Here is a 26802-nt window from a genome sequence, read left to right on the forward strand (position 1 = left end):
GCTTGGTGCTGTCCGCCACACTCGCACGGGGGACGGGGTGGTGCCACTTGGGGCGGGGCGGATGGGGTTCCGCTGCGCGGGGCTTGTGTGTGGGGGTGGGCTTTCGGGTGGGTGGGTTCGCCGGGGGTGGCGGAGGGGGTGGCTGCGGAGAGGGGGTGGTGGGGGTGGGTGCGTTGGGGCGCGGTCGGGGTAATGCGGGGTGGAGTTGGGCTGGGGCACCGATAGGGTGGGGGGCGTGCTTCCTGAGGTGACGGCGGTCCGGTATGTGACGCCACTGCGAGAAGGCGGTTCGATGCCGGGCCTGGTCGAGGCCGACGACCGTCGCTTGTACGCGCTGAAGTGGGTCGGTGCCGCGCAGGGGCGCAAGGCGCTGGTCGCCGAGGTGTTGGCCGGTGAGCTGGGGCGGCGGCTCGGGTTGCCGGTGCCGGAGCTGGTGGCCGTCGACCTGGATCCGGTGCTCGCGCGCAGCGAGCCCGATCCGCAGGTCCAGGAGCAGATGCGGGCCAGTGGCGGGACCAATCTCGGGATGGCGTTCGTCAGCGGGGCCCTCAACTTCGACCCGCTGTGCTTCGAGGTCGACACGGGCCTGGCCGGGCGGGTGCTCTGGTTCGACGCGCTGATCGGCAACGTGGACCGCTCCTGGCGCAACCCCAACCTGCTGGTCGCCACCGGTGGGCTGCGCCTGATCGACCACGGCGCGAGCCTGATCTTCCACCACAACTGGGCGGGCGCCGACGCGTGGATCCGCCGTCCGTACGACGCCTCCGACCATGCTCTGGTGCGCTCCGGACCGGACCTGGCGGCTGCGGACAAGGACCTCGCTCCGCTGGCCGAAGCGGCGGTCGAGGGCGCCGTGGCGCGGATCCCGGACGTCTGGCTGGCGGACGAGCCGGGCTTCGACTCGCCGGACGCGGTGCGTGCCGCGTACCGCGCCCAGCTGACCGCGCGACTGGCCGGTCCCCGTGACTGGCTGCCGGAGGTGCCCGCATGAGCGTCGAACTGCACGACTACGAGTACGCCGTGATCCGCGCGGTGCCGCGGGTCGAGCGCGGCGAGTGCGTCAATGTCGGCGTGCTGCTGTACTGCCGGCAGAACGCGCACCTGGCCGCCCGCACCCACCTGGACCAGGCCCGGCTGCTGGCGCTCGACCCGGTGGCGGACGTGCACGGGGTGCGGAAGGCGCTGTACGGGATCGAGGCGGTGTGCGCGGGTGGTTCTCAGGCCGGGCCGGCGGCGTCGGACAGTCCGGGGCAGCGGTTCCGCTGGCTGACGGCCCCGCGCAGCGCGGTCGTCCAGCCGGGGCCGGTGCATACCGGGCTGACCGCGGACCCGGAGGCGGAGCTGCGGCGGTTGTTCGACCAGTTGGTTCTCTGAGGGTGGTCGCCGGCGCCGCTGCGCCGAGCGGTTGATTCCGTGACGGTTGCCGTGGTCAAAGCTTGAGTTACTGAAGCACTCGGCCGTACCCTGGTCGCATGGGTTCGACAGCGACGACGACCGTACCGACCAACGCCGAGTTGATGGAGGTGCTGGCCGCGGTCGGCGCCGCCTACTTCCAGGACTTCGCGGCGGCCGCGGCCCGGCACGGCCTCTCCTCCTCGCAGGCCAAGGCGCTCGGTGCGGTGCAGGAACCGGTGCCGATGCGCGCGCTGGCCGGGCGGCTGGGCTGCGACGCCTCCAACGTCACCGGGATCGTCGACCGGCTGGAGTCGCTCGGGCTCGCCCACCGCGAGGCGGCGGCGGGTGACCGGCGGGTGAAGATCGTCGTGATCACCGAGCAGGGCCGGGAGATCCTCACCCGCATCCGCGGCGAGATGGCGCGCACCCACCAGGCCTTCGAGGCGATGACGGACGAGCAGCGCGTCGCGCTGCACTCGATCTGCTCCCAGGTGCTGCCGGTGCTGGCCGGCCGGACGGGCGGCGCGCAGTAGCACCGCCCGGTGGCGGGGCGGCCGCCGACGGTCGGCGTGACCTCGGCTGTTAGGCTTGCGAAGCGTGAGCGCGAAGCCCCAGATCCCCAATGTCCTGGCCTCCCGGTACGCCTCGGCGACCCTGGCCCAGCTCTGGTCCCCCGAGCACAAGGTGGTCCTCGAGCGCCACCTGTGGCTCGCCGTCCTGAAGGCCCAGCAGGACCTCGGCGTCGAGGTACCGGCGAACGCCGTCGCCGACTACGAGCGGGTGATCGACCAGGTCGACCTCGGCTCGATCGCCGCCCGTGAGCGGATCACCCGGCACGACGTGAAGGCCCGGATCGAGGAGTTCAGCGAGCTCGCCGGGCACGAGCAGATCCACAAGGGCATGACCTCCCGGGACCTCACCGAGAACGTCGAGCAGCTGCAGGTCCGCCAGTCGCTGGAGCACGTGCGCGACCGCACGGTGGCCGTGCTGGTGCGCCTGGCGAGCCTGGCCGCGCAGCACTCCGAGCTGGTCATGGCCGGCCGCTCGCACAACGTCGCCGCGCAGGCGACCACGCTGGGCAAGCGCTTCGCGTCCATCGCCGACGAGCTCCTGGTCGCCTTCCGCCGCCTGGAGGAGCTGATCGCCCGCTACCCGCTGCGCGGGATCAAGGGCCCGGTCGGCACGGCCCAGGACATGCTGGACCTGCTGGGTGGGGACACCGAGAAGCTGGCCGAGCTGGAGCGCCGGGTCGCCGGCCACCTGGGCTTCGAGAACGTCCTCACCAGCGTCGGCCAGGTCTACCCGCGCTCGCTGGACTTCGAGGTGCTCACCGCCCTCGTCCAGCTCGCCGCCGCGCCGTCCAGCCTGGCCAAGACCATCCGCCTGATGGCCGGCCACGAGCTCGTCACCGAGGGCTTCAAGGAGGGCCAGGTCGGCTCCTCCGCGATGCCGCACAAGATGAACACCCGCTCGTGCGAGCGCGTCAACGGCCTGGCCGTCATCCTGCGCGGCTACGCGTCGATGACCGGCGAGCTGGCCGGCGACCAGTGGAACGAGGGTGACGTCTCCTGCTCGGTCGTGCGCCGGGTCGCGCTGCCGGACGCGTTCTTCGCCTTCGACGGCCTCCTGGAGACCTTCCTGACCGTCCTCGACGAGTTCGGCGCCTTCCCGGCCGTGGTCGAGGCCGAGCTGGACCGCTACCTGCCGTTCCTCGCCACCACCAAGGTGCTGATGGGCGCGGTGCGCGCGGGCGTCGGCCGGGAGACCGGGCACGAGGTCATCAAGGAGCACGCCGTCGCCTCCGCGCTCGCGATGCGCGCCGGCGCCCGCGAGAACGAGCTGCTGGAGCGCCTGGCCGCCGACGAGCGGATCCCGCTGGACCGCGCCGCCCTGGACGCGCTGCTGGCCGACCGGCTGTCGTTCACCGGCGCGGCCGGTGCGCAGGTGGCCGAGGTCGTCCGTCAGGTCGAGGACGTCGCCGCGCGCTACCCGGAGGCGGCCAAGTACGCACCGGGCGACATCCTTTGATGCATTGTCAGCTTCTTGAGGGCCCTGCTGCCGGATCGGTGGCGGGGCCCTCGGGCGTGTGGACGTGGCCGGGGTCGAGGGGCGGGGTCGTGCCGCAGCACCATTCGGTGTCCGGCTCCGCGACCGGGTGGTCCTCGGGGGCCAGCACGTTGCCGCGGATGGTGACGAACGCGGTGATCGCCCCGGTGGTCAGGAGCCCCGCGCAGATCAGCATCGCGGTGTGGAAGGCGTCGTCGACCGCGGACGGCACCCGGTAGGCCTCGCCGCTCAGACCGGCCAGCGCCGGGAGGGCCGCGACCGCGAGCAGGCCGGCCGCGCGGGCGGCGGCGTTGTTGACCCCGCTCGCGATGCCCGCGTGCCGCACCTCCACGGCCGCGAGCACGGTCGCCGTCAGCGGGGCGACCAGCAGCGTCATGCCGGAGCCCATCACCGTCACCGCGGGCAGGACGTCCGCCCAGTAGGAGGAGCCGGCGCCGATCCGCAGCATCAGCAGCACCCCGGCGGCGCACAGCAGCGGGCCGACGGTGAGCGGGATCCTCGGGCCGATCCGCTTGCCGAGTCGCGCGGCGCGTGAGGACAGCGCGAGCATCAGCACGGTGATCGGGACCAGCGCCAGGCCGGACACCAGCGGCGAGAAGTGGGCGACGATCTGCAACTGGACGACCAGCAGGAAGAACACCCCGCTGAACGCCGCGTACACACAGAGGGTGACGAGGTTCACGGCGGTGAACAGCCGTGAGGAGAACAGTCCCAGCGGCAGCATCGGCTCGGGGGCACGGCGTTCGACGGCGATGAACGCCGCGCAGAGGACGAGTCCGAGCACGCCGGTGACCCAGACGGCGGGGGACAGGCCCTCGCCGGCCGCCGTCAGCGCGTAGGTGATGGCGCCGAGCGCGAGGGCGGCGAGCACCGAGCCGAGCACGTCGAAGCGGCCGGTGGCGCTCTCGTCCCGGCTCTCGGGGACGTGGCGGGTGGCGACCGCGATGACGGCGGCGGCGAGCGGCAGGTTCAGCAGGAAGATCCACCGCCAGCCGGGGCCGTCCACGAGCCAGCCGCCGAGGAACGGGCCGACGGCCGCCGACACCCCGCCGAGGCCGGACCACAGGCCGACCGCGGCCGAGCGGTCGTCCGGGTGGAAGACCGCCTGGAGCATGGCGAGCGAACCGGGCGTCAGCAGCGCCCCGCCGATGCCCTGGACGGCGCGCGCGGCGATCAGCACCTGGATGTTCGGTGCGGCGGCGCAGGCCGCGGAGGCGACGGCGAACCAGACCACGCCGAGCAGGAAGACCCGGCGCCGGCCGTAGCGGTCGCCGAGCGCGCCGCCGAGCAGGATGAGCCCGGCGAGCGTCAGCAGATAGGCGTTCAGCGTCCACTGCAGGGACGCGAGGGAGGCGCCGAGGTCCGTGCCGATGCGGGGCAGGGCGACGTTCACCACCGTGCCGTCGAGCATCGCCATGCTGGAGCCGAGCACCGTTGCCAGGAGGACCCAGCGTCCCTGTGCGGTGCCCAGACGCAGGGTGCCGGCGTTGGTTGTGGCCACGGCCCGATCCTCCGCCTGTCGGGGTGCACGTGACAAGGGTCACCGGTGGCGCGTCCGGTGGATGCGGACGGTGACGGTTCGCTTGCGGAGGGGTCGGGTTGTCGGCGGAGGGTTGCCGATCTGTTGCGAGGGGTGAATGGATTGTGTACGGAGAGTGTTTCGGGTCGTTCGGAGTGTCATCGGGGCGGTCGGGGTTGTTGCGGGTTCAAGAGATCGACATTGCTTCACCCGGACGGATGAGTTTTAGTTCAGCGACCGACCGGCCAGCCCGGACGGATCCACCGGGCGGAACGCCGAGTCCTGCCGCTGCCCGGTGGCTCGAACTGAACTCTGTACGGCAGGAGCGGGGGACCCACAGGTAAGTCGCCGGACCGGAATTCGCGCTGTTCGCGTGGAAGTCCAGGACCGGCTTGGGGTGAAGCCGCGCATGCGGCCGGGCAACTCCAGCCCGAACCCGACAGCTCACCTCGCAGGCGTCGGAGAGGAAACTTCCATGCCTGCTCAGGCTCGTCGTATCACCCTGCCCCGCGCCGCCCGCATCGGCATCGCGACCGCCGTCACCGGTGTCTCCTTCGCCCTCCCGCTCGTCACCGCGATGAGCGCCCAGGCCCACACCGCCCCCGGCGCCCCCGCGGCTCCGGTCGCCGCCGCCCCGGCTCCGGCCGCTCCGGCCGCCCCGGTCGCCGCCCAGGCCGACGCCTCCTACCGGGTCGTCAGCGGTGACTCCCTCTCGAAGATCGCCGACGCCAAGCACGTCGAGGGCGGTTGGCAGGCGCTGTACGCGCACAACCGTTCGGTCGTCGGCGCCGACCCGAACCTGATCTTCCCGGGTCAGTCGCTCGCGATCGCCGCCCAGGCCGCCCCGGCTGCTCCGGCCGCTCCGGCCCAGAAGCCCGCTGCTCCGGCCGCCAAGCCGCAGTCCGCTCCGCAGCAGAAGGTCCAGGTCAAGACCGAGGCCACCACCCCAGGTGCCCAGGTCCAGACCCAGGCCACGGTGGCCCAGCCGGCCAAGGCGCCGGCCGCCGCCCCGGTCGCCGCCACCTCCGGCTACGTCGCCCCGCTGGCCAACCCGGTGCTCGGCGAGGCCTATGGCGTCGCCGGCTCGATGTGGGCCTCCGGCCACCACACCGGCCAGGACTTCGTCGCCTCCACCGGCACCCCGGTGCGCGCCGTCGCCAACGGCGTCGTGGTGAAGGCCGACAACGGCGGTGCCTACGGCAACGAGGTCGAGATCAAGCTCGCCGACGGCAAGTACGCGCAGTACGCGCACCTGTCCGTGATCGGTGTGACGGTCGGCCAGTCCGTGACCGTCGGCCAGCAGCTCGGCCTGTCCGGTGCGACCGGCAACGTGACCGGCCCGCACCTGCACTTCGAGATCCGCACCGGACCGGAGTACGGCTCGGACATCGACCCGGTCGCCTACCTCCGGGCGCACGGCGTCGCGCTCTGAGCAGTCCCCCTTGGGGATGACGGACCACCGCGGGTGCGGGGCGAAACGATCGACCGGGATGGTCATGTCGGGTGACCGCTCGACCGGGTGATCGCCGCACCGGCGGACATGGGCGCGGGACACGCCCTGACCGGCCCGGCCACGAGGACTCCTCGTGGCCGGGCCGGTCGCTGTCGTTCTCCGGCCCTCAGTTGGGCGGCGTCTGCGGCGGTGGCGTGGCCGCGCCCGGGAGCCGGACGGTCGCGACGGTGCCGCCGTCCGGGCCGGCCGGTGCGAGCGCGACCTCGCCGCCGGACGCCCGGACCGTGCGGGCGACGATCGCCAACCCGAGTCCGGAGCCCGGCAGTTGGCGGGCGGACGGGGAGCGCCAGAAGCGGTCGAAGACGTGCGGGAGGTCCTCGGTGGCGATGCCGGGGCCCTGGTCGCGGACCGCGAGTTCGCCGTCCGTCAGCGACACGTCGACGCGTCCGCCGGGCGGGCTGAACTTCACCGCGTTGTCGAGCAGGTTGATCACGGCGCGCTCCAGCGCGTGCGGGTCGGCGCGGACGTACCAGGGCGTCAGGTCGGCGCCGAACGCCAGGCCGGGGCCGCGCGGTTCGGCCCGTTCGACGGCTCTGGCCGCGATGTCGTGCAGGGCGACGACCGGCAGCGGCCTGGCGCCGCGGGCGTCGGCGGGGCGAGACAGTTCGAGCAGGTCGCCGATGAGGGTGGAGAGTTCCGTCATCTGCGCCTTCATGTTGCCGAGGATGCGGGTGAGCGTCGCCTCGGGCAGCGGCCGGCCGGAGTCCTTGCTGCGGATGAGCAGGTCGACGTTGGTGCGCATGGATGCCAGCGGGGTGCGCAGTTCGTGGCCGGCGTCGGCGATCAGCCGGGCTTGGCTCTCCAGCGAGCCGGCGAGGGCGGTGCTCATCGCGTTGAAGGCCTCGCCGAACCGTGCGATCTCGTCGTGGCCGGAGACCTCGATCGTCATGCCCGGCTCCTGGGTGCGGGCGATGTGCTGGGCCGCGCGGGTGAGGCGGTCGACCGGGCGCAGCGCGGTGCGGGCGATCCACAGGGCGCCCGCGGCGGCGAGCGCGATGACGACGGCCGCGGCGCCGGCGGTGATCAGGGCGAGTTCGGTGAGCGCGTCCTGCACCGGTTCGAGCGGCTGGGCGAGTGCCACGGCGGCGGTGGAGGCGGTGTCGTCGAACATCACCGGGCCGAAGCTGACCACGTAGACCCGCACCGGGGTGCCGTCGACGGTGCGGCCGTCGCGGAAGAGCGATGCGGCGTGCGGGCCGGTGCTCCCGCTCGCGGCGACGGGCAGGTCGTCCGGGGTGACGACCACGGCGCGGGGGTCCTTCTGCGGGCAGGAGGTGCCGTCGGCGACGATCACCGTGGGGACGGTGTCCCCTTTGGGCATCCAGGGCTGCCCGGCCGTGCCGTTGCACCAGTCGTTCAGCGCCTTGATCTGCGTACCGCTCGGCGGCCGGTTGCCCGGCATCCACGCGCGGGACAGCGTCTGGTCGACCTGGTTGACCATCTCGTCGCGCGCGACGAACCAGCCGGCCACCGCGCAGGCCACGACCGCCAGCGAGACCGCGGCCGCGGTGAACAGCGCGAGCCGGCCCCGGAGCGTCATCCGGCCGAACCAGCGGGCCGCGCCCGGCCCTTCCTTGCCCTCTGCCGTCATGGCTCCAATTCCCCCGGGTGCTCGTCCATCGTCGGGCCACGATCCACCGCGACCGTGAGACCGCCATGAGAACCAGCTGACGTGGAGATCAAGAGAAATCGGGTGGAGCGGACGAGACTGTCGTTCGTTGACGATGTTCTCGGGGTGCGGGCCTTCGGCGTGCTGCGACGGCGCCGATCGGCGCAGGTCGGCGCAGGTCGAGTGCCTGTTCGGGGCCGGGGAGCGGGCGGTGCCGGGCGGGGTCGACCGGCTGAAGCCGGGGTCGGCGGCCGGTCAGATGCGGTGGACGGGCAGCGCGTGCTGGGCGGCGGCCAGCAGGTCGTGCATGCGGTGGCCGAAGTCCTCGGTGTCGGCGGCCGGTTCGGGGAAGACCAGGCGCACGTCGCGATGGCCGCGGGGGTGGTCCAGGCGCAGCACGAGGCCGTAGCGGTCGAGGGCGAGCGGGCGGACGGCGGGGCGGCCGGCGAGGAGTGCGGGGTCGAGCAGGCGGGTGAGGACGGCGAGCGCGTCGGCGTGGTCGTCGGCGAGGTGGGTGAGCAGGCCGGCCTCGGTGCGGGCGAGCGGGTCCGGGGCGACGAGGGCGAGTTCGGCGGCGGTGACGGCGGCGGTGCCGTACGGGGTGGAGAGGACGGCGTGGGCGGTGTCGATGCGCAGGTGGACGGCGAGACCGTCGTCGGTGAGGTGGGCCAGGCGCAGTCGGCCGGCGAGCGAGAGGCGGCCGCGGATCCGGTCGCGGACGGCGACGGGGGAGACGTCGGTGACGTCGAGGACGACGGCGAGGCCGTCGGGGGCGTCGACGGCGGCGAGGGTCAGTGGGGCGTCGATGGGGGCGCGCAGCCGGAGGTGGGAGCCGTGGACGGCGACCGGGGTGGCGAGGTCGTGGTGCTCGCCGAGGGCGCGGACGGTGAGCGAGGCGGTGGCGGTGAGCAGGCTGTGGACCCGCTCGGCGGTGGTGGGCTCGGCGACCTCGTCGGGGTACTGGCGCGCGGTGGCCATGCGGACCTCCTGTTGATTAGGTGAGCCTAACCTAAGGGTGGCGGGCGCCGGTGGCAAGCGGGCCCGGACGCCTCGCGCGTCCGGGCCCGCCGATCTTCTCGTGGTGTGTCAGAAGACGACGGCCTGCGCGTCGATCTCGACCAGCATCGGCTCCTGCGGCAGCTCGACGAAGATCGTCGTGCGGCAGGGCTTCACGCCGCCGGGCTTGATGTTCTCGTCGATGAACTCGCCGTAGACCTCGTTCATCAGGGCGAAGTCGGCGCGCTTGGTGAGGTAGACGCGGAACATCACGACGTCCTCGATGCTCGCCCCGCCGGCTTCGACGATCGCCTTGACGTTCTCCAGCGTCCGCCGGGTCTGGGCCTTCACGTCCCCGTGGTACAGGTACTCGCCGGTGGCCGGGTCCTGCGGGCCCTGGCCGGAGACCTGGAGGATCGGGCCCTTGCGCACGCCCTGGGAGAACAGCCAGGCCGGGGCGGGAGCGCCGTCGGTGCGGATCTCGGTCTTCTCGGTCGGGTCGCTCATGTGGCAATCTCCTGATGAACGGTCAGTTGTGGTCCGGCCGACCGCAGTCGGCCGAGATGGCGCGGGTGGCGGCGAGCAGCTGCGGGAGCAGGTCCAGCACGTCTTCGTACGGGAGGAGGACGTCCGGCACCGAGATCGACGCGGCGGCGACGACCCGGCCGCTCGCGTCCCGCACCGGCGCGGCCACGCAGTTGATGAAGGCCTCGTGCTCCGCGTGGTCCTGCGCCCAGCCCTGCGCGGCCACCCGCTCCAGCTCGGCGAGCAGCGCCTCGGGCGAGGTGAGGGTGTTGGCCGTGTGCGGGGTGAAGTCGATGCCCGCCACGACCCGGCGCCGCTCCGGCAGCGGCAGGTCGGCCAGTAGCACCTTGGAGACGGCGGCGCTGTGCAGCGCCGCGCGCAGCCCGATCCGGGAGTACATCCTGACCGGGTGGCGGGAGTCGAACTTGTCGATGTAGACGACCTCGCCGCCCTCGTACGCGGCCAGGTGCACGGTCTGGCCGGTGGCGGCGTTCAGCTCGGCCAGGTGCGGGGCGGCGATCCGGCGGATGCCGCGCTGCTCCAGGGCCAGGCCGGACAGGGCGAACAGGCCGGCGCCCAGGTGGTAGCGGTAAGCGGGGTCGCGGTAGACGAACCGCTCCTCCTCCAGGCTCTGGAGCAGGCGCAGCACGGTCGTCTTGTGCACGCCGAGCACCTCGGCCAGCTGGTCGAGGGAGCGCTCGCCCTCGCCGAGCTCGGCGAGGATGCGCAGGGCGCGGCTGACGGTCTGGCTCATCGGGCTCCGCTCGCAGGGGTCCGGCTCGCCCGGGAGTCGAGCGCGGGGCTGCTGATGGCGGCCGCCGTGACGCGGGTGGCGGCCCAGGCGGCAGGGGCGGCGTCGAGCAGGGCGGTGACGACGGGCGCGGGCGGCAGCTCGGGCTGGTCGCCGTGGGCGGTGAGCGCGCAGGCGGCGCTCAGGTGGCCGAGGCGCAGGCGGCGGCGCTGGTCCAGGCCGTGGAGCGTGCCGGCGAGGTAGCCGGCCGCGAAGGCGTCGCCGGCGCCGGTGGATTCGACGACCTCGACGGCGAGGGCGGGTTCGGTGACGGCGGTGCCGTCCCGGTCGAGCGCGGTGGCGGCCCGGGCGGCGTCCTTGACGACGACGGTGGCGGGGGACGGGAAGCGGCGGCGCAGGCCGACCGGGTCGCCGGTGCCGAACGCGGCCTCGGCCTCGTCGGCGCCGAGCAGCAGGACGTCGGCGGCGTCCAGCAGGGGAGGCAGGACGGCCGGGTCGCGGTCGCGCCAGAGGGCGGGGCGCCAGTTGAGGTCGAAGCTCACCAGGCGGCGGGGGGTGGTGGGGGTGCTGCTCGGGTCGTTCCGGCTGTTCGCGTGGCTGGTGTTCGCGTGGCTCGTGCTCGTGAGGCTGGTGTTCGTGATGCTCGTGCTCGTGCGGCTGGTGTTCGCGTGGCTCGTGCTCGTGAGGCTCGGGTGGCGGTCGGCGAGCAGGGCACGCAGGAGGGCGAGGCAGTCGTCGGAGAGCGCGGCCGTGATGCCGGACAGGTGCAGCAGTCGGGCGCCGGTCAGCATGCGGGCGGCTGTCGGGTCGTCCAGCAGAGCGGGGGAGAGGGCGGCGGCGGCCGAGCCGCGGCGGTGGTAGTGCAGGCGGCTGCGGCCGGGCCCGAGGTCGTGGTGGTGGCCGGTCGATCCGCCGACCTCCTTGAGGTAGAGGCCCGTCGGCCGGTGCGGGTCCACCGCGACCGCCGAGACGTCGACCCCGCGCGCGGCCACCTCGGCGAGCAGCCGGCGGCCGAAGCCGTCGTCGCCCACCCGGCTGATCCAGGCGGTGGGCACGCCGAGCGCGGCGAGGGCCCCGGCGACGTTGGACTCCGCGCCGCCGACCGACAGCCGGAAGGAGTCCACCGCCTCCAGCGGGCCCGGTCGGTCCGGCAGCAGGACGGCCATCGACTCGCCCACGCACACGGCGGCCGGCGGGCCGGGGCGTGCCGGGCCCGGGGGGTCCTTCGGAGGCATCTGCTGGGCTCCTCGTGTGCGGCTGTACCCGGGGCGGCGGCGTCGGACCGGCTCCGGTGGTCGGGGTCGGTTCCGGTGGTCGGGGTCGGTGGCATCGGACCGGATCCGGCGCGGCCGTGGTCAGGGGTCGCCACTGTCGACCGCGCTCCGGGGTCGCTTCCGTTGACCGTGGTCCGGCGCCGATGCTAGAACCGTGATGCCAGCATGTGCAACCCTCGTTGCGCATGTTGCAATCTGGCTGATGGAGGACGACAGTGGGGCAGACCATCGCACGCGGCGCATTCGCCTGCGCCGGCACCGGGCCCGGCATCGACGCGGCCGCGGTCGCGGCGCTCGCCGACGAGGTGCTCGACTGGCGGTTCAAGGCCGTCCCGGCCGACGGGTACGGCCGCACCGTCCGGGACTGGCTGGCCACCGGGCCGACCCTGAGCGGCCTCGGCACCCCGCTGCTCACCCTCGACGCCACCGCCCTCGACCACAACCTGCGCACCATGGCCGACTGGTGCGCCAAGGCCGGCGTCGCCCTCGCCCCGCACGGCAAGACCACCATGGCGCCCGCCCTCTGGAAGGCGCAGCTGGACACCGGCAGCCATGGCATCACCCTGGCCAACCTGCCCCAGGTCCGCGTCGCCCGCGCCTTCGGCGTCCGGCGGATCCTGCTCGCCAACACCCTGCTCGACCCGGCCGGGCTGCGCTGGCTCGCCGGCGAGCTCGACGCCGATCCGGACTTCGGCTTCGTCTCCTGGGTGGACGGTGTCGAGAGCGTCCTCCTGATGGACGAGGCGCTGCGCGCCGCCGGGGCCGAGCGTCCCGTCGAGGTGCTCGTCGAACTCGGCGGCCCCGGCGGGCGGACCGGCGCCCGCGGCGTCGACGCCGCCGTCGAGGCCGCCGCCGCCGTGCTGCGCGCGCCGACCCTGCGGCTGGCCGGCGTCGGCGGGTACGAGGGCGCGCTCGCCCACGACGCGACGGCCGAGAAGCTCGCCACCGTCCGCGGCTACCTGAAGGCGCTCGCCGACCTCCACGGACGGCTCGCCCGCGCCTACCCCGACGAAGCGCCGCCGATCGTATCGGCCGGCGGCAGCGCCTACTTCGACCTGGTGGTCGAGGAGTTGGCCGCGCTGCCGGACGCGTTCACCGTCCTGCGCTCGGGCGCCTACCTCGCCCACGACGACGGCTTCTACCGCGGCATCTCGCCGCTCGTCCGCGGCGCCGGCGACGCGCCCTTCCGCGGCGCCCTGCACGGCTGGGCGCGCGTCGTCTCCCGGCCCGAGCCGCAACTCGCGCTGCTGGACGCCGGGAAGCGCGACCTGCCCTTCGACGAGGGCCTGCCGGAGCCGCAACTCGTCCGCGGGGGAGTCGATCTGACCGGCACGGCGGCCCGGATCACCGCGCTCAACGACCAGCACGCGTTCCTGCGGGACGCCGGCGACCTCGCACCCGTCGGCGCGGTGCTGCGCCTCGGCGTCTCGCACCCGTGCACCGCCTTCGACAAGTGGACCGCGATTCCCGTGCTGGACTCCGCGGACGCGGCCGAGCCCACGGTCACCGGGCTGGTCAGGACGTTCTTCTGATGAACCGGGGCGAGGACGGGGATCCGGACCGGGAGGTCGTCTTCCGGGGCGCGACCGTCATCGACGGCACCGGCGCCGAGCGCCGCCGGGCCGACGTCCGGATCGCCGGCGGGCTGATCGCCGAGGTCGGGGCCGGTCTGGACGGCGGGCGCGCCGTGGACGCCGACGGGCTCGTCCTCGCCCCCGGTTTCATCGACATGCACGCCCACTCCGACCTCGCCCTGCTGCTCGAACCCGAGCACCCGGCCAAGGTCACCCAGGGCGTCACCTGCGAGGTCCTCGGCCAGGACGGACTGTCGTACGCCCCGGTGGACGACACCACCCTGCCCGCGCTGCGCCGCCAACTCGCCGGCTGGAACGGCGACCCGGCGGACCTCGACTGGGACTGGCGCGACGTCGGCGGCTACCTGGACCGCATCGACCGCACCCGCGTCGCCGTCAACGCGTGCTACCTCGTCCCGCACGGCTCGCTGCGCATGCTCGCCATGGGCTGGGCCGACCGCGGGCCCACTCGGCTCGAACTCGACCGGATGCGCCAGGAGTTGGCTCGCGGGCTGCTGGCCGGAGCGGTCGGCATGTCCAGCGGGCTGAGCTACACGCCCGGGATGTACGCGGACACCGCCGAACTGGTCGACCTGTGCACGGTCGTCGCGGCCTACGGCGGGTTCCATGCGCCGCACCAACGCTCGTACGGTGAAGGCGCGTTGGAGGGATACGCCGAGATGGTGGAGATCTCCCGGCGGAGCGGCTGCGGACTGCACCTGACCCACGCGACGATGAACTTCGGCGTCAACGCGGGCCGGGCCGGGGAACTGCTGGACCTCGTCGACGCGGCGCTCGCCGACGGCGTGGACCTCACCCTGGACAGCTATCCGTACCTGCCCGGATCCACCACCCTGGCCGCGCTGCTGCCGAGTTGGGCCACCGAGGGCGGCCCGGCCGCGACCCTCGCCCGGCTCGCCGACCCGGCGGCGTGCGAGCGGATCCGGCAGGCGGTCGAGGAGGCGGGCAGCGACGGCTGCCACGGTGTGGTCGCGGACTGGACGACGATCCAGGTCTCGGGCGTCCGCTCGGCCGGACTGGCGGACGCGGTCGGCCGGACGGTCGCCGAACTCGCCGCCGGGCGGGGGTGTGGCGGCACGGAGGTCTTCCTCGACCTGCTGCGGCGGGACGACCTGGCCACGACGGTCCTCCAGCACGTCGGCCACGAGGAGAACGTCCGGGCGATCATGCGCCATCCCGCGCACACCGCGGGCAGCGACGGGCTGCTCGTCGGCGCCCGTCCGCACCCGCGGGCCTGGGGCACCTTCCCGCGCTACCTCGGCCACTACGGCCGGGAGTTGGGCGTGCTCACGCTGGAGGAGGCGGTGGCCCGGATGACCGGGCGGCCCGCCGCCAGGCTCGGGCTGCACCGGCGCGGCCGGATCGCGCCCGGGTACCACGCGGACCTGGTGCTCTTCGACCCCGAGCGGGTGCGCGACGCCGCCACCTTCGAACGGCCCCGGCTGCCCGCCGAGGGCATCGAGCACGTCTACGTCAACGGCACCGCCGTCGTCCGGCAGGGCCGCACCACGGGCGCCAGACCCGGGCGCGCCCTGCGCCGCACCGACCGAGGAACCCGAGCCCTGTGACCTCCTCCGCGCCTTCCCGTGCCGCCCTCCAAGCCCTCGCCGCCTTGAAGGACGAGCGGGTCCTCGCCGTGGTCCGCGCGCCGCGGATACCGGATGCCGCGGCGCTGTGTGCCGCGCTCGCCGAGGGCGGCATCACCTGGACCGAATTCACCTACACCACACCTGATGTGACGGCGAGTCTGGCCGCTGCCTCGAGGGCCGGGTGGCGGGTCGGGGTGGGGACCGTCATGACCGCGGAGCAGGCCGAGCGCGGGGTCGCGGCCGGGGCGTCGTTCCTCGTCACCCCCGGCTGCCGGCCCGAGGTGGCCGTCGCCGCGCACGCCGCCGGGGTGCCGGTGGTGCTCGGCGCGCTCACCCCGACCGAGGTGGCGCACGCGGTCGACCTGGGCGCGGCGGCCGTCAAGATCTTCCCCGCGAAGGCCTTCGGGCCCGGCTACTTCAAGGACCTGCGCGGCCCCTACCCGGACGTCCCGCTGGTCGCCTCCGGCGGGGTGCACGCGGGCAACGCCGCCGCGTTCCTCGCCCACGGCGCGTTCGCGGTCTGCGCGGGCACGGACGTCGTGCCGCCGGACGCCGTCGCGGCGGGGGACTGGGCGGAGATCACCCGCCGGGCCCGGGCGTTCACGCGGGCGTGCGGGCGGTAGGGCCGCCCCGGTGTTCCGTGGTGCGGCGCACTGTCGGGGCGGGCGGGATTGCGCGAGAATCGGGGGATCCGGCCCCGGACCCGGCAGGAGGACCCAGCTCATGACCTCGACCCGCCCCGGCCCCGACTGGCTGGCCGACGCCGTCCTCTACCAGATCTACCCCCAGACCTTCGCGGACTCCGGCGGCGACGGCATCGGCGACTTCGCCGGCATCACCGAGCACCTCGACCACCTGTCCTGGCTCGGCGTCGACACGGTCTGGCTCAACCCCTGCTTCGCCTCGCCGTTCCGCGACGCCGGCTACGACATCACCGACTACTTCGCCCCCGCCCCGCGCTACGGCAGCACGGACGACCTGGTCGCCCTGGTCGAGGCCGCCCGCCGCAAGGGCATCCGGATCCTGTTCGACCTGGTCGCCGGCCACACCTCCGACCGCCACCCCTGGTTCCTGGCCGCCGCCGACGACCCGGCCGACCACCGCTACATCTGGTCCGACCGGCGGCTGGACGGCTTCGTCGCCTCGCCCGGCAGCCGTCCCGGCTTCTACCGGCCGAACTTCTTCGACTGTCAGCCGGCCCTCAACTTCGGCTACGCCCGGCCGAGTTCCGACGAGCCATGGCGCCAGCCGGTGGACGCGGACGGGCCGCGCGCCAACCGGGCGGCGCTGCGCGACGTCATGTCCCACTGGCTCGGCCTCGGCGTGGCCGGCTTCCGCGTCGACATGGCGTACTCGCTCGTCAAGGACGACCCGGACCGGATCGAGACCGGGAAGCTCTGGTCCGGGCTGCGCGACTGGCTCGACCGCACCCACCCGCAGGCCGCCCTGTTCGCCGAGTGGGGCGACCCGGCCGCCGCCGTCTCGGCCGGCTTCCACGCGGACTTCTTCCTCCACTTCGGCGGCGCCGACCACGGCCTCCCGCTGCGGTCCCTGTGGAACAACAACGGCGGCACGGTCGAGGAGTTCTGGCACCAGGACGCGTGCTACTTCGAGGCCGACGGCCGCGGCACGCCGCAGTTCTTCCTCGACGCGTGGCGCTCCGCCGCCCAACTCACCGAGGGCAGCGGCCACATCGTGCTGCCCACCGCCAACCACGACTTCTCCCGCCTCGCCGCCGGCCCGCGCACCGCCGCCGAACTGCCCGCCGCCTTCGCGTTCCTGCTCACCTGGCCCACCCTGCCCGCCGTCTACTACGGCGACGAGATCGGCATGCGGTACGTGCCGGGCCTGCCGGACACCGAGGGCAGCGTGCTCGGCCCGCGCTACAACCGGGCCGGCTCGCGCACCCCGATGCAGTGGACGCCCGGCCCGACGGCGGGCTTCTCCACCGCCGCGCCCGAGCGCCTCTACCTGCCCGTCGACCCGGACCCGCGCCGGCCGGACGTGCTCACCCAGCGCGCCGACCCGACGTCGCTGCTGCACACCGTCCGGCGGTTGATCGCGCTGCGTCGGTCGCACCCCGGGCTGGGCGCGTCGGGCGGGGTGGAGGTGCGCTGCGCCGGGTACCCGCTGGTGTACACGCGGTCGGGGCGGTACCTGGTGGTCGTCAATCCGCGGCGGGAGCCGGGGGTGGTGTTGTTCGGGGAGTCCGTCCGGGCGCTGGACGTCCAGGGCGTGCGGGTCGTGGACGGGGAGCTGCGGGCGGACGGGTTCGGGTACGGGGTGTTCGAGCTGGTGTGAGGCCGTGTGGGTCGGGGCCCGCTTCCGGTCGGTGCCTGATAGTTGTAAGCTACATCCATCGATGGTTGCATTTGCCACCTTCATTGGTTGTATTTACCATCTGCATTGAAGTAGTGCAGTGTCACCGCGTCATCGGAGGACGGTACGAACGCCATGAGCAGCACACCCCGGAACCCCGCCGCAGCACCCGCCCTGGGGCACTCGCTCAGGCACCTCGCCGTCCACCTGATCACCCCGCTGCTGATGTGCCTCGGCATGGCGCTCGCCTACCAGGGCGCCTTCCACCAGCCCGAGCCGCACCACCTCAAGGTCGCCGTCGTCGGCACCACCCCGCAGACGCAGGGCCTCGCGGAGGCGATCCGCGCGAAGGCCGGGGACGCCCTCGACGTCCGCACGCTGCCCGACCGCGCCGCCGCCGAGCGCCAGCTCAAGGACCGCGACCTGGTCGCCGCGTTCGTGCCGGACGCCCGCAGCCCCGAACTGATCGTCGCCAAGGGCAACTCGGACACCTCGGTCGTCGCCGCCACGGCGGTGTTCACCACCGTCACCGACCGGCAGGGCGCGCCGCTGCACGTCACCGACCTCACGACGCCCGCCAAGGGCGACCCGACCGGTCAGGGCCTGTTCTTCCTCCTGGTCGCGCTGAGCATCGGCTCGTACGCGAGCGTCGCCGTGATCGGCGCGGCGGGCGCGGGCCTGGGCATGCGGATCCGGGCGCTCGTCGGCCTCGCCGTCTCGCTCGTCGTGAGCGTGATCGGCATCGTCACCGCCGGCCCGCTCTTCCACGTCGTCGACCACGACGCGGCGGCGGTGTGGGCGCTCGGCTGGCTCTACTCGGCCGGCGTGATCCTCATCGGGATCGGCCTGCACACGTTCCTGAGGAAGTGGACCACGCTGACGATGATGGTCCTGTTCGTGATGCTCAACTTCACCACCTCCGGCGGCATCTACCGCCCCGAGCTGCAGAACGGCTTCTTCGGCACCCTGCACGGCTTCTGGACCGGCGCCGGCTTCATGGAGGGCGCGCGCAGCATCCTCTACTTCGACGGCGGGGCCGGCCTCGGCGGGCACGTCCTGACCCTCGCGGTGTGGCTCCTGCTCGGCGGGGCGGCCATGGTGGCCGCGGCCCTGTACGAGCGGCGCGGGCGCCGTCCGCTGGAGGGCGCGCCGGACGCGGGGACGGACGCCGAGGCCGAGGAGGAGATGGAGGAGGCGGTCGCGGTCTGACCGATGGCGGATGACGACTTCGCCCGGTGCCAGGGCATCGGCACCGGGCGGGGGATCGACGGCCCGCGCCCGGCCCTGGACAAGCCGGGTGCGGGCCGCTGTGTTCTGGTCGCGCCGCTCGCGATCGTCTCAGGGATTCCTGACGGCGGGTGGGCGGGTGAAGCAGCAGTCGCCGCACACGCCGGCGCCCGGGCCCACGCGGTAGTACAGGCAGCAGCTGCGGCGCCGGAACGCCGTGCCGTGCGCGCCCGTGCCGTCCGCTCCCGTGTGGAGCGCGCCCGTGTCGGCGAAGGGCGGCCGACCCAGCACCTCGGCGACCAACGTGCGGGCGGTGTCCGGGGCGTGGCCGTCCAGGACGCGCAGGGTGCCGGCGAGGGCGGACGCGGAGTTGCCGAGCAGTAGTCGGGCGGAGAGCGGGACGACGGCGCGGACGGCCTCGGCGAGGGGCTCCAACTGGCCTTCGACGATGACGTGGTGGAGCTGCCGGGGGAGTGTCCCGACGGTCGGCCGGCCCTGCGGTGTCCACAGGTCGATCGGGCCCTGGTCGGGGATCCGCATCCACGCCTCGTCGAGCGGCGGCACCGCGCCGAGCAGGACGGCCGCGCCCACGCCCACCGACCAGAAGCGCGCGGCCAGGCCGAGGTGCAGGATCGACGCGGCGACCCGGAGCTCGGCGGTGGCGAGCCGCTGCGCCACGACGTGCACCCGCGCCGCCAGCGGTCCGTCCGGTCCGCCGTCGTACAGCTCGCGCAGTGGCCGGTAGCCCGGCGGCGGGGTGTCGTCGGCGGAGGCGGGCGTGTCGAGGGCGAAGTACGGGCCGACGGCGGTGAGCCGGCGGAAGTCGGCGGTGGGCGCGGGGTTCACCGGCCATCCCCTGCGTGGTCGGTGAACCCCGCGGCCCGGGCGGATGGTTCGGGGTGTGCGGCGAGCGCGGCGCCGTGGCCGTGCCCGTCGCCGGACGGGGTGGTGCGGGCGGTCATCGGGCGCGCCTCCGGGCTCGGTCGGGCGGCCCGGCGGGCTCAGCCCCGCACGGTGAAGCCGCCGCTGGTGGTGGGGAGGAACGCTACCGCGCCCTGGCAGTCGGACACCGGCGCGCCGAACACGCCCCGCACCCGGGCGACCCGGCCCGCGTGCCGCCCGTCGCCCTGCACGGTGAGCGCCACCGTCTGGCCCACCGGCGTCCGGCCCGGGAACCACGGGGCCTCGCCGCTGGTCACCATGCCGGTCGCGACCGCCAGCCGATCGCCCGCGCCCAGGCACGTGATGTCGCCCGAGAAGAGCGAGAAGGCGGCTGCGGTGGTGGCGAGGCGGTGGTTCATGGTCCGTCCTCCGGTGGGTGGTTGCGGCGGGGGTCCGTCGGGAACCACTCTGCTCGCTGCGGATCCGCGGAACCTCCCGCTGCGGAGTGGAGTTGCCTCCATCGCGAGGAGGAGGTCGTCTCCCCCTGGAGAGCTGTCCGTAGGCTCGCGTGTGTGCGTACCGATCTCCCGCCTCCCGCGTCCGTCCCGTCCGTCCCGTCCGGCGTCAGCCGGGTGCGCCGCGTACCGGCTCTGCTGGCCGGGGTGGTCCTGCTGCTGCCCGCCGTGCTGGCGCACCCGGGTCAGCACGGGGCCGCACTGCTCGTCGCGGCGATGGCGGCGATGGTGACGGCAACCGCGTTGCTCCCGTGGCCGGTTGGGCGGATCGGGCTCGCGGCCGGTGCGGGGAGCATGGCCGGTCTGTCGCTGCTGCTCGACGTCGGGTACTCCGGGCCGTACCGGCTGCCCGCGTTCTGGCTGCTGTTCGAGTGGCTCGCGCTGGTCGGGGTGCTGTTCCGGGTCGTGCGGCGGGTGCCGGGGCGGTGGGTCGGCGTGGTCGGCGCGGCGGTCGGGTGCGCGGCTTCGCTCCTGCCGCTGCGCTTCACCCTGCGGATGCCGCACGGCAGTTGGTCCGGGTCGCTGATCGGCGTCCTGCTGGCGCTGCTGCCCGCCCTCGGTGTGGCCGGGGCCGCCCTCTACCTGCGCGTGCTGGACTCCCGGCGGGAGCGCGCCGTCGACCGGGCGCGCCGCGAGCAGCGGCTCGAAGTCGCCCGCGGGCTCCACGACTTCGTCGCCCACGAGATCACCGGGATCGTGCTGGAGGCGCAGGCGGGCCAACTCGGGCCGCAGGACGGGCAGGAGACGGCGCTGCTGCTGCGGCGCCTGGAGGAGGCGGGCCTGCGGGCGCTCGACTCGATGGACGAGATGGTGGGCGCGCTGCGTGATCCGCAGTCCGGCGAGACTGTCCGGGAAGCGCGCAGGTACGGGCCCGCCGACCTGCCCGAACTGGTCGCGCGCTTCGACGCGGCGGGCGGCATGCGCGCCACCGTCCACCTGCCGCCGGATCCGGGTGCCCTGCTGTCGGCCGAGGCGGGGGCCACCGCGTACGCCGTCGTGCTGGAGGCGCTGACGAACGTCCGTCGGCACGCTCCGGGGGCGGACGCGGTGGTCGTTCGGGTCACTGCTGTGGTGGGGGCGGGGGTTGAGATTTCCGTGACGAACTCTGGCGGCGGCTCCGCTGCGCGGCGGGGCCGCAGGCTGCTGCGCCGGCGCCTCGGCGCGGGCGGCACCGGGCTGGCCGGCCTCGCGGCGCGGGTCGCCGCCCACGGCGGGGCGTTGGCGGCCGGGCCGCACGAACCGGGTGGTTGGCGCGTCGTGTGCACCTTGCCGGGGCGGTGAGGCGGAGGTTCAGTCGGTCGGCGGGGTGAGGGCGCGGGTGGTGATGCAGGCGGGAGGGGTGGGGGTGCCGGGAGGCTGAGCGGCGGGGGTGCGGGTGGGGTGGGGCTGGGGTGCGGCGAACAGATGACAGATAACAGATGTTGAAAGTTGTCATCTGTTATCTGTCCGCCGTCGGCTGTCGTCAGAGCTCGCGCCCGCCGCCGCGGGACCCGCGCGGGCGGGTGAGCGTGAAGCGGTCGACGGGGACGAGGTCGCCGTACGGGCCGCTGACGGAGTAGTAGGTGACATTGATGCTGGTGTCGCCGCCGCGCTCGCCCGGGTCCACCTCGAACGCCGCGAAGCCGTACGGGTTGTCGGCGTCGCGGAAGGCCGACCACGGCGCGTCCTCGATCACGTACACCGGCGGCCGCTTGCCGGTGGCCGGGTCGACCGCGCCGACGCCGGTGATGACGCGGGCCTTGGCCGGGCTGAAGAACAGGTGGTTCGATGGCGCCGAGGTGCCGCCGCCGCCGATGACCATGTGGACGGTGCCCCGGGTGGTGTCGATCGTCGCGGTGTCGGTCGCGACCGGGATCGGCGTGCGGGTGTCGGTCGGCTGCTGGCCGCGGATCGGGTGCGAGCGCTCGTAGTGGTGCTCGTGGCCGCACACGACGAGGTCGACGCCGTACCGGTCGAACAGCGGCACCCAGGACTCGCGGATGCCGAGGTCGGCGCCGTTGAACTTGTCGGCGGTGGAGATCACCACCTGGTGCATGCAGACGACGATCCAGTCGATCCCCGGGTCGGCGTCGGCCGCGGCCAGTTCCCGTTCCAGCCAGCGCCGCTGGGCGCCGCCGGAGTAGCCGTGGACGTAGGAGTTGCCGGCGTCCTGGTAGGCGACATCGTCGTTGTTGAGGCTGATGACGCGCACCGCGCCCGCCGTGAACGCGTACCAGAGGCCGCGCAGTTCGTCGTCGGAGCCGGAGGACGGCAGGTCGAAGTAGGCCTGGTAGGCGCCGTAGCCGATCGGGCCGTTGCCCTTCTCGTTCTCGTGGTTGCCGGCCGCCGGCATCCAGGGGCGGTGGCGCGCGGAGCGGGAGTTGTTCTCGAACCAGTCGGACCACGTGCGGACGCGGTCGGTGGCCAGGTTGGCGTAGCAGAGGTCGCCGTTGACCAGGTGGAACAGCGGTGCGACGCGCTCGACCCCGGCGGTGGTGTCGCCGGCGGCGAGGCTGCCGAGGTTGTCGTTGGCCCAGCCGTTCGCGGTCTGCTTGCCGAGGGTGGGGGTGCCCTGGTCGCCGAAGCTGGTGAAGGTGAAGGCGGCCCGGCCGCGCGGCGCGGTGCGGACGGTGCCGAGCTCCGGGGTGGCGCCGTCGTGGACGGCCGCGTACACGTAGTCCGTGTCGGGGCGTAGGCCGCTGAGCCGGGCGTGGTGCACCTGGACCTCGGTGCCGGACCGGGCGTCGCGGTAGACGGTGGTCGACGCGTCCTCGCTGCGGCCGAATCCGCCGTGCGGAGTGCCGTACATCACCCGCGGGTTGGAGACGGAGGTGGTGGTGTGCCAGGACACCACCACCTCGCGGGAGGCGTCCGAGCCGAACTGGAGGTGCAGGCCCGCGACGCGCGGCGCACCGGAGCGGTCCGGCCGTTCCCACAGCAGTGGGGAGGCGGCGGCCGGCGCCGCCGCGACGCCGGAGAGGGACACGGCGCCGCCGAGCCCGAGGCCGGTGGCACCGGCCAGGAGACCGCGCCTGCTGACGGGGGGACGTCCACTGGATGCGTTCATGCCCGCCAGCCTGACGGTCCGCAGGTGAACCGCGCCGGGTTTCCGACGTGAACAACCCGACGTGAACAACCCGACGTGAACAACCCGACGTGGACCCTGCGACGTGAACACCCCGACGCGAACGGTCCCGCGTGAACGGGCCGCCCCGTCCGGGAGTGCCGCCCGCGTGGGAGACTGCCCGGCGTGACGAGTACGAACGGGGCTCCGGGCGAGCGGGTCATCCGGACGCTGATCGCGGACGATCAGGAGGCGGTCCGGCGCGGGGTGCGGCGGATCCTGGAGGCGCAGCCGGACATCGAGGTCGTGGGGGAGGCGGCGGACGGGGTCGCGGCCGTCGAGCTGGCCGGGCAGCTGCGGCCGGACGTCGCCCTGGTGGACGTCCGGATGCCGCGCATGGACGGGCTGGAGGTGACTCGGCGGCTCGCGGGGTCCGTGCACGTCGTGGTGCTGACCACCTTCGACCTGGACGAATACGTGTACCCGGCACTGCAGTTCGGCGCGTCCGGCTTCCTGCTGAAGCGCTCGGGGCCGGCGCTGCTCGCGGAGGCGGTGCGCGCGGCGGCCGGGGGCGAGAGCCTGGTCAGTCCGTCGGTCACGGTGCGGCTGCTCAAGCACGTGACGGCACCCGGCCGGGGCGGCGGCCGTCCGGCGCCCGTGGTGGCGCTGACGGAGCGCGAGGTGGAGATCGCCGGGCAGGTCGCGGCGGGGCGGACGAACGCGGACATCGCCGCGGACCTGTTCATCTCGGCCGGGACGGTGAAGACGCACGTCGCCAGCATCCAGCGGAAGCTCGGGGTGCGGAACCGGGTGGGCATCGCCGTGCACGCGTGGGAGATGGGCTACGCGGTGCCCGGCGGGCAGGGGCGGAACCAGCAGGCGTGACACCGGGACGAGGGGGAAGGACGCGGTCCACGGAGCCGAGGGGCTGCTCCGTGGACGCGCGGAACCTGCGAGGCGGAGGGGCCTCCGGACGTCGTGTCCTCCGGCCGCGGTAGTTCGATCGTCGACCGAGGTAGTTCACAGCGGCAGACCCTGATCCGTCTCGATCTGTCGCCACTGCCTCCTGCGGTCGAACTTCCTCGTCTACCTCGCAGGTCCATCTCTCATCATGCGCCTCCCCGGCGCCGTGCGCCAGGGCTTTTTCGCCTGAATTCTGCCGATTTTCGCGGCGGATGATCGCGCTGACGCACCTCAGGACACGGGCCAGCCGTCCACGGTCGTGATCGTGCGCCGGTACGGCCCGTCCGGCCCGGTGCTGCGGTAGTCCTCGGTGCTGGCGCCGGTGCGGACGGTGCGGTCTCCGTCGTGGCGGTGGGCGGTCGGGCGCAGCGTGTGGTCGACGGTGGCGACCGAGGTGACGTGGCCGCCGGTGGCTGCGGTGGCGACGCGGTGGTAGCCGAGGTCCATCGAGGTCACCTGGTCGCTGGTGCCGGCCGCGTCGCGGGTGAGGCGGTAGGTGACGTCGAGCGGTTCGGACTCGTGGACGGTGGTGGTGCGGTGCGGGCCGCCGCCCCAGGTGGCGGTGGAGCGGGTGAGGTCGGCGCCGTTGTGCAGGGTCACGTCGTTGCCGCCGTCGCGCAGTTGCTGGGCGGAGGAGAAGGAGAGGTCGTCGCGGACCTCGGTGGTGACGCGCCCGTGCGAGGTCTGCACCCAGCCGCGCGCGAGGTCGTGCCGTCCGGCGGTGACCGTCCAGTCGCCGCTGCCGCCGCCGTGGTCGGTGAGGGCGGTGGTGACGGCGGCCTCGGGGGCGACGCGGTACTCGGTGAGCTGCCCGGTGGTGCGGTCGGTGCCGTGGTCGGTGTCGGCGAAGAGGTTGACCTGACCGGTCCAGGCGTCGTTGCTCTGCGCCTCGGCGGCGTTGACGGTGATCCCGACGCTGTGCGGGCGGCCGTCGAGGAGCAGGCCGGCGTACGGGGTGAGGTCGAGGCGGTAGGCGGGCAGGTCGAAGGCGAAGAGGCTCGGGACGGGCCGCCACAGCAGTGGGTCCCAGCCGCCGGTGTAGATCACCGGATAGGGCCAGACGGCGCCGGCGACCCGGCCGTCCACGGTGAGCCGCAGTTCGCGGAACGGGCCCTTGCCGCACGCGCCGAGGCCGGGGTTGGCGCTGACGAAGGCGTCGGGGGCGGAGGCGTACGCGAACTCCTCGCAGGCGCCGCCGCCGCGGGCGTAGACCTCGGCGGTGAGGCGTTCGAGGTTCTGCGGGAAGGTGACGTCCCGGGTGGCGGTCGGGGCGGCCTGGGTGAGGGAGAACGGGCCGGTGGTGAGGAGCCGGTCGGCCGTGTGCGGGGCGGGCCAGCGGTCGGAGGTGGTGTAGAAGGTGAGGCTCGCCGAGATCGTGTAGACGCCGGTGTAGGTGGCGTCGGTGACGTTGGCGAGGTCGAAGTCGAACGGCTGCGGGCCGCCCGCGAACAGCGGCGCGTAGCGGGTCACGTCGTGCTCGACGTTCCACCGTATGCCGTCCTTCGACGGCTCCGGGGTGGAGGACAGCAGCACCTGGACGCCGCCGATCCGCACGCTGAAGATGCGGTCGAACTGCCGCCCGGCGACTTGGCCGTGGAGGTCCAGCACGACGGCGGACCACGGGCCGGCGCAGTCGGCGGGCGGGGTGAGCGTGGCGTCGTACGGGGTGTCCGGCGGGTTGCCGTAGCCGTTGCGGAACTCGCGCTCGTGCATGACCTCGACGGTGCACGAGCGGGTGTCGGGCCGGGTGAGGGGCTTCTCGGCGGTGTACGGGTCGTGGTAGCCGGAGCCGAAGTCGGCGTGCGCGGGGCCGGCGGCGGTGACGGCCGCGGTGAAGGCCAGGACGGCGGCGCCCATGAAGCGGGCGGCGCGGCGGAGCAGGGGGCGGACGGCCAACGGTTGTCCTCGGGTCGGGCGGCCCGCGGCGGTGCTGCGGACCGGGCGGGGCGGCCCGCGGTGGCGCTGCGGACCGGTGGGACGGGTCCGGGTCGTGCTGCGGACCGGTGGGACGGTCCGGCATCCTTCCGGTGGTGGCATGTGACCGTCAAGGCGTTCGTCGGTCAACGCTCCGGCCCCGGAGCGGCACCCGTCAGTCCGCCTCCAGCGCCGCCGCCTCCTGCCGGATCAGATCGCGCAGCGCCGCGAGCCGGGGTCGGGGGTCGTCGAGGCGCCACTGCATCTCCAGCGGCAGGGTCGCCCGGCCCTCCAGGCGGACGGTGGCGACGTCGCCGGTGAGGTGGCCGGTCATCGAGCCGGGCACGAGCGAGAACGCCCGGTTGCGGGCGAGCAGGTACAGCCGGGAGCCGACGATCCGCGGCGGGCTGACCAGCACCGGCGGGTCCACGCCGCGCTCGGCGCACAGGCCGAGGACGTGGTCGTAGTAGCGCGGGTGCTGCTCACGCGGCCACAGCAGCAGGGGCAGGTCCCGCAGTTCGGCGAGCCGGACGGCGGCCCGGCCCGCGAGCGGGTGGTCGCGGCCGAGCGCGACGCGGACGGGCTCGTCGGCGATCGGCTCCAGCCGGTAGCCGGGCACCTCGGCGAGGAAGCGGCCGAGGCCGATGTCGGCGAGTTCGGCGGCCAGCGTGGCGGACACCTGCCCGGTGTCGACGGCGAGTTCGGCCGCCACCAGTGCGGGCAGTTCCTGCTCGGCGCGGCTGATCACGGCCGGAAGGAGCCGGTTGACGACGCTCGGCGAGGCGACGATCCGGGCGGTGCCCAGCCGGGACTCCTCGTGCAGCCGCACCCGGGTCAGCAGCGACGCGGCCTGGTCGAGCAGCCGGGCGCTCTCGGCGGCCATCACCTCGCCGGCCTCGGTCAGGGCGACCGACCGGCGGCTGCGGTCGAACAGTGCGACGCCGACCGTCCGCTCCAGCCGGGCGACCTCCTGGCTGACCGTCGGCTGCGAGATGTGCAGCCGTTCGGCGGCGCGCCCGAAGTGCAGCGTCTCGGCGACGACGAGGAAGACCTCCAGCTGACGCAAGGTGAAACCCATAGTTCAAAGCCTATGGGAAGGGGCAGTA

General features: G+C 74.0%; 23 protein-coding genes and 1 riboswitch. Of the genes, 12 read left to right on the forward strand and 11 right to left on the reverse strand.

The window, feature by feature from the left end; translation table 11 throughout:
- Nucleotides 1-235: 235 nt before the first annotated feature.
- The 4 genes from PUR71_RS03490 (at nucleotide 236) to purB (ending at nucleotide 3423) form a co-directional block, all read left to right on the forward strand.
- Nucleotides 236-991: a HipA family kinase gene (locus tag PUR71_RS03490; RefSeq protein WP_329924812.1), complete on the forward strand. Its 756-nt coding sequence runs from the start codon at nucleotides 236-238 to the stop codon at nucleotides 989-991.
- Complete coding sequence (locus PUR71_RS03495) at nucleotides 988-1374, forward strand: DUF3037 domain-containing protein (protein WP_329924813.1); 387 nt, start codon at nucleotides 988-990, stop codon at nucleotides 1372-1374. Before PUR71_RS03490 ends, PUR71_RS03495 begins: the two co-directional genes overlap by 4 nt.
- A gap of 98 nt (nucleotides 1375-1472) precedes the next feature.
- Nucleotides 1473-1928 carry a MarR family winged helix-turn-helix transcriptional regulator gene (locus PUR71_RS03500; protein WP_329924814.1) on the forward strand — a complete coding sequence of 152 codons (456 nt, stop codon included), beginning with the start codon at nucleotides 1473-1475 and terminating at the stop codon, nucleotides 1926-1928.
- A gap of 55 nt (nucleotides 1929-1983) precedes the next feature.
- On the forward strand, nucleotides 1984-3423 hold the full coding sequence (gene purB / locus PUR71_RS03505) for an adenylosuccinate lyase (protein ID WP_329924815.1): 1440 nt from the start codon (nucleotides 1984-1986) through the stop codon (nucleotides 3421-3423).
- A 7-nt stretch (nucleotides 3424-3430) separates the two neighbouring features.
- Here purB and PUR71_RS03510 read toward each other — a convergent pair whose 3' ends face one another.
- The gene (locus tag PUR71_RS03510) at nucleotides 3431-4963 is read right to left on the reverse strand and encodes a DHA2 family efflux MFS transporter permease subunit (protein WP_329924816.1); all 1533 of its coding nucleotides are present in this window, start codon (nucleotides 4961-4963) and stop codon (nucleotides 3431-3433) included.
- Nucleotides 4964-5274: 311 nt separating this feature from the next.
- A riboswitch (cyclic di-AMP (ydaO/yuaA leader) is annotated at nucleotides 5275-5454 on the forward strand.
- 2 nt (nucleotides 5455-5456) lie between these two features.
- Here PUR71_RS03510 and PUR71_RS03515 point away from each other — a divergent pair.
- A complete protein-coding gene (locus PUR71_RS03515) occupies nucleotides 5457-6413 on the forward strand; it encodes a M23 family metallopeptidase (protein WP_329924817.1) in 957 nt (318 codons plus the stop codon).
- Between the two features lie 187 nt (nucleotides 6414-6600).
- Here the strand turns inward: PUR71_RS03515 and PUR71_RS03520 are convergent, their stop codons facing one another.
- The 5 genes from PUR71_RS03520 to PUR71_RS03540 form a co-directional block, all read right to left on the reverse strand.
- Nucleotides 6601-8085, reverse strand: a complete 1485-nt coding sequence (locus PUR71_RS03520) for a sensor histidine kinase (RefSeq protein ID WP_329924818.1) — start codon at nucleotides 8083-8085, stop codon at nucleotides 6601-6603.
- A 273-nt stretch (nucleotides 8086-8358) separates the two neighbouring features.
- Nucleotides 8359-9081 (reverse strand): DUF2470 domain-containing protein, encoded by a 723-nt coding sequence (locus PUR71_RS03525; RefSeq protein ID WP_329924819.1) that lies wholly within the window; start codon nucleotides 9079-9081, stop codon nucleotides 8359-8361.
- Between the two features lie 108 nt (nucleotides 9082-9189).
- On the reverse strand, nucleotides 9190-9606 hold the full coding sequence (locus PUR71_RS03530; protein ID WP_329924820.1) for a RidA family protein: 417 nt from the start codon (nucleotides 9604-9606) through the stop codon (nucleotides 9190-9192).
- A 22-nt stretch (nucleotides 9607-9628) separates the two neighbouring features.
- A complete protein-coding gene (locus PUR71_RS03535; RefSeq protein ID WP_329924821.1) occupies nucleotides 9629-10378 on the reverse strand; it encodes an IclR family transcriptional regulator in 750 nt (249 codons plus the stop codon).
- Nucleotides 10375-11610: a sugar kinase gene (locus PUR71_RS03540; protein ID WP_329924822.1), complete on the reverse strand. Its 1236-nt coding sequence runs from the start codon at nucleotides 11608-11610 to the stop codon at nucleotides 10375-10377. Before PUR71_RS03540 ends, PUR71_RS03535 begins: the two co-directional genes overlap by 4 nt.
- Before the next feature lie 254 nt (nucleotides 11611-11864).
- Here PUR71_RS03540 and PUR71_RS03545 point away from each other — a divergent pair, with 254 nt between their 5' ends.
- The 5 genes from PUR71_RS03545 (at nucleotide 11865) to PUR71_RS03565 (ending at nucleotide 18361) form a co-directional block, all read left to right on the forward strand.
- Nucleotides 11865-13181, forward strand: a complete 1317-nt coding sequence (locus tag PUR71_RS03545; RefSeq protein WP_329924823.1) for an alanine racemase — start codon at nucleotides 11865-11867, stop codon at nucleotides 13179-13181.
- On the forward strand, nucleotides 13181-14812 hold the full coding sequence (locus tag PUR71_RS03550) for an N-acyl-D-amino-acid deacylase family protein (RefSeq protein ID WP_329924824.1): 1632 nt from the start codon (nucleotides 13181-13183) through the stop codon (nucleotides 14810-14812). Before PUR71_RS03545 ends, PUR71_RS03550 begins: the two co-directional genes overlap by 1 nt.
- Entirely contained in the window at nucleotides 14809-15456 is a 648-nt protein-coding gene (locus PUR71_RS03555; protein WP_329924825.1) for a bifunctional 4-hydroxy-2-oxoglutarate aldolase/2-dehydro-3-deoxy-phosphogluconate aldolase, read from the forward strand. Before PUR71_RS03550 ends, PUR71_RS03555 begins: the two co-directional genes overlap by 4 nt.
- Nucleotides 15457-15556: 100 nt before the next feature.
- Nucleotides 15557-17134 (forward strand): alpha-amylase family glycosyl hydrolase, encoded by a 1578-nt coding sequence (locus PUR71_RS03560; RefSeq protein ID WP_329924826.1) that lies wholly within the window; start codon nucleotides 15557-15559, stop codon nucleotides 17132-17134.
- Nucleotides 17135-17287: 153 nt separating this feature from the next.
- The gene (locus PUR71_RS03565) at nucleotides 17288-18361 is read left to right on the forward strand and encodes an ABC transporter permease (RefSeq protein WP_329924827.1); all 1074 of its coding nucleotides are present in this window, start codon (nucleotides 17288-17290) and stop codon (nucleotides 18359-18361) included.
- Nucleotides 18362-18490: 129 nt separating this feature from the next.
- Here the strand turns inward: PUR71_RS03565 and PUR71_RS03570 are convergent, their stop codons facing one another.
- Both PUR71_RS03570 and PUR71_RS03575 read right to left on the reverse strand, forming a co-directional pair.
- Complete coding sequence (locus tag PUR71_RS03570; RefSeq protein WP_329924828.1) at nucleotides 18491-19225, reverse strand: (2Fe-2S)-binding protein; 735 nt, start codon at nucleotides 19223-19225, stop codon at nucleotides 18491-18493.
- A 155-nt stretch (nucleotides 19226-19380) separates the two neighbouring features.
- Nucleotides 19381-19680, reverse strand: coding sequence for a hypothetical protein (locus tag PUR71_RS03575; protein ID WP_329924829.1), 300 nt, complete (start codon nucleotides 19678-19680; stop codon nucleotides 19381-19383).
- Nucleotides 19681-19833: 153 nt separating this feature from the next.
- Here PUR71_RS03575 and PUR71_RS03580 point away from each other — a divergent pair, with 153 nt between their 5' ends.
- Nucleotides 19834-21057, forward strand: a complete 1224-nt coding sequence (locus PUR71_RS03580; RefSeq protein ID WP_329924830.1) for a sensor histidine kinase — start codon at nucleotides 19834-19836, stop codon at nucleotides 21055-21057.
- A 181-nt stretch (nucleotides 21058-21238) separates the two neighbouring features.
- Here PUR71_RS03580 and PUR71_RS03585 read toward each other — a convergent pair whose 3' ends face one another.
- Nucleotides 21239-22822, reverse strand: coding sequence for a purple acid phosphatase family protein (locus PUR71_RS03585; protein ID WP_329924831.1), 1584 nt, complete (start codon nucleotides 22820-22822; stop codon nucleotides 21239-21241).
- Nucleotides 22823-23005: 183 nt separating this feature from the next.
- On the opposite strand from PUR71_RS03585, the gene PUR71_RS03590 reads away from it, so the two are divergent.
- Complete coding sequence (locus PUR71_RS03590; protein ID WP_329924832.1) at nucleotides 23006-23704, forward strand: response regulator transcription factor; 699 nt, start codon at nucleotides 23006-23008, stop codon at nucleotides 23702-23704.
- A 309-nt stretch (nucleotides 23705-24013) separates the two neighbouring features.
- Here the strand turns inward: PUR71_RS03590 and PUR71_RS03595 are convergent, their stop codons facing one another.
- Together PUR71_RS03595 and PUR71_RS03600 are read right to left on the reverse strand one after the other, a co-directional pair.
- Nucleotides 24014-25678 carry a peptide-N4-asparagine amidase gene (locus tag PUR71_RS03595; RefSeq protein ID WP_329924833.1) on the reverse strand — a complete coding sequence of 555 codons (1665 nt, stop codon included), beginning with the start codon at nucleotides 25676-25678 and terminating at the stop codon, nucleotides 24014-24016.
- A 193-nt stretch (nucleotides 25679-25871) separates the two neighbouring features.
- On the reverse strand, nucleotides 25872-26774 hold the full coding sequence (locus PUR71_RS03600) for a LysR family transcriptional regulator (RefSeq protein ID WP_329924834.1): 903 nt from the start codon (nucleotides 26772-26774) through the stop codon (nucleotides 25872-25874).
- Between the last annotated feature and the right edge of the window lie 28 nt (nucleotides 26775-26802).

It is taken from the genome of Streptomyces sp. SP17BM10 (assembly GCF_036322405.1).
GTDB lineage: Bacteria > Actinomycetota > Actinomycetes > Streptomycetales > Streptomycetaceae > Kitasatospora.

Bases quoted from the DNA above. Each gene is read 5' to 3' on its own strand.
- PUR71_RS03495 (WP_329924813.1), top strand. From the start codon at position 988: ATGAGCGTCGAACTGCACGACTACGAGTACGCCGTGATCCGCGCGGTG.
- PUR71_RS03500 (WP_329924814.1), top strand. From the start codon at position 1,473: ATGGGTTCGACAGCGACGACGACCGTACCGACCAACGCCGAGTTGATG.
- PUR71_RS03515 (WP_329924817.1), top strand. From the start codon at position 5,457: ATGCCTGCTCAGGCTCGTCGTATCACCCTGCCCCGCGCCGCCCGCATC.
- PUR71_RS03520 (WP_329924818.1), bottom strand. From the start codon at position 8,085: ATGACGGCAGAGGGCAAGGAAGGGCCGGGCGCGGCCCGCTGGTTCGGC.
- PUR71_RS03525 (WP_329924819.1), bottom strand. From the start codon at position 9,081: ATGGCCACCGCGCGCCAGTACCCCGACGAGGTCGCCGAGCCCACCACC.
- PUR71_RS03530 (WP_329924820.1), bottom strand. From the start codon at position 9,606: ATGAGCGACCCGACCGAGAAGACCGAGATCCGCACCGACGGCGCTCCC.
- PUR71_RS03535 (WP_329924821.1), bottom strand. From the start codon at position 10,378: ATGAGCCAGACCGTCAGCCGCGCCCTGCGCATCCTCGCCGAGCTCGGC.
- PUR71_RS03540 (WP_329924822.1), bottom strand. From the start codon at position 11,610: ATGCCTCCGAAGGACCCCCCGGGCCCGGCACGCCCCGGCCCGCCGGCC.
- PUR71_RS03550 (WP_329924824.1), top strand. From the start codon at position 13,181: ATGAACCGGGGCGAGGACGGGGATCCGGACCGGGAGGTCGTCTTCCGG.
- PUR71_RS03560 (WP_329924826.1), top strand. From the start codon at position 15,557: ATGACCTCGACCCGCCCCGGCCCCGACTGGCTGGCCGACGCCGTCCTC.
- PUR71_RS03565 (WP_329924827.1), top strand. From the start codon at position 17,288: ATGAGCAGCACACCCCGGAACCCCGCCGCAGCACCCGCCCTGGGGCAC.
- PUR71_RS03575 (WP_329924829.1), bottom strand. From the start codon at position 19,680: ATGAACCACCGCCTCGCCACCACCGCAGCCGCCTTCTCGCTCTTCTCG.
- PUR71_RS03585 (WP_329924831.1), bottom strand. From the start codon at position 22,822: ATGAACGCATCCAGTGGACGTCCCCCCGTCAGCAGGCGCGGTCTCCTG.
- PUR71_RS03600 (WP_329924834.1), bottom strand. From the start codon at position 26,774: ATGGGTTTCACCTTGCGTCAGCTGGAGGTCTTCCTCGTCGTCGCCGAG.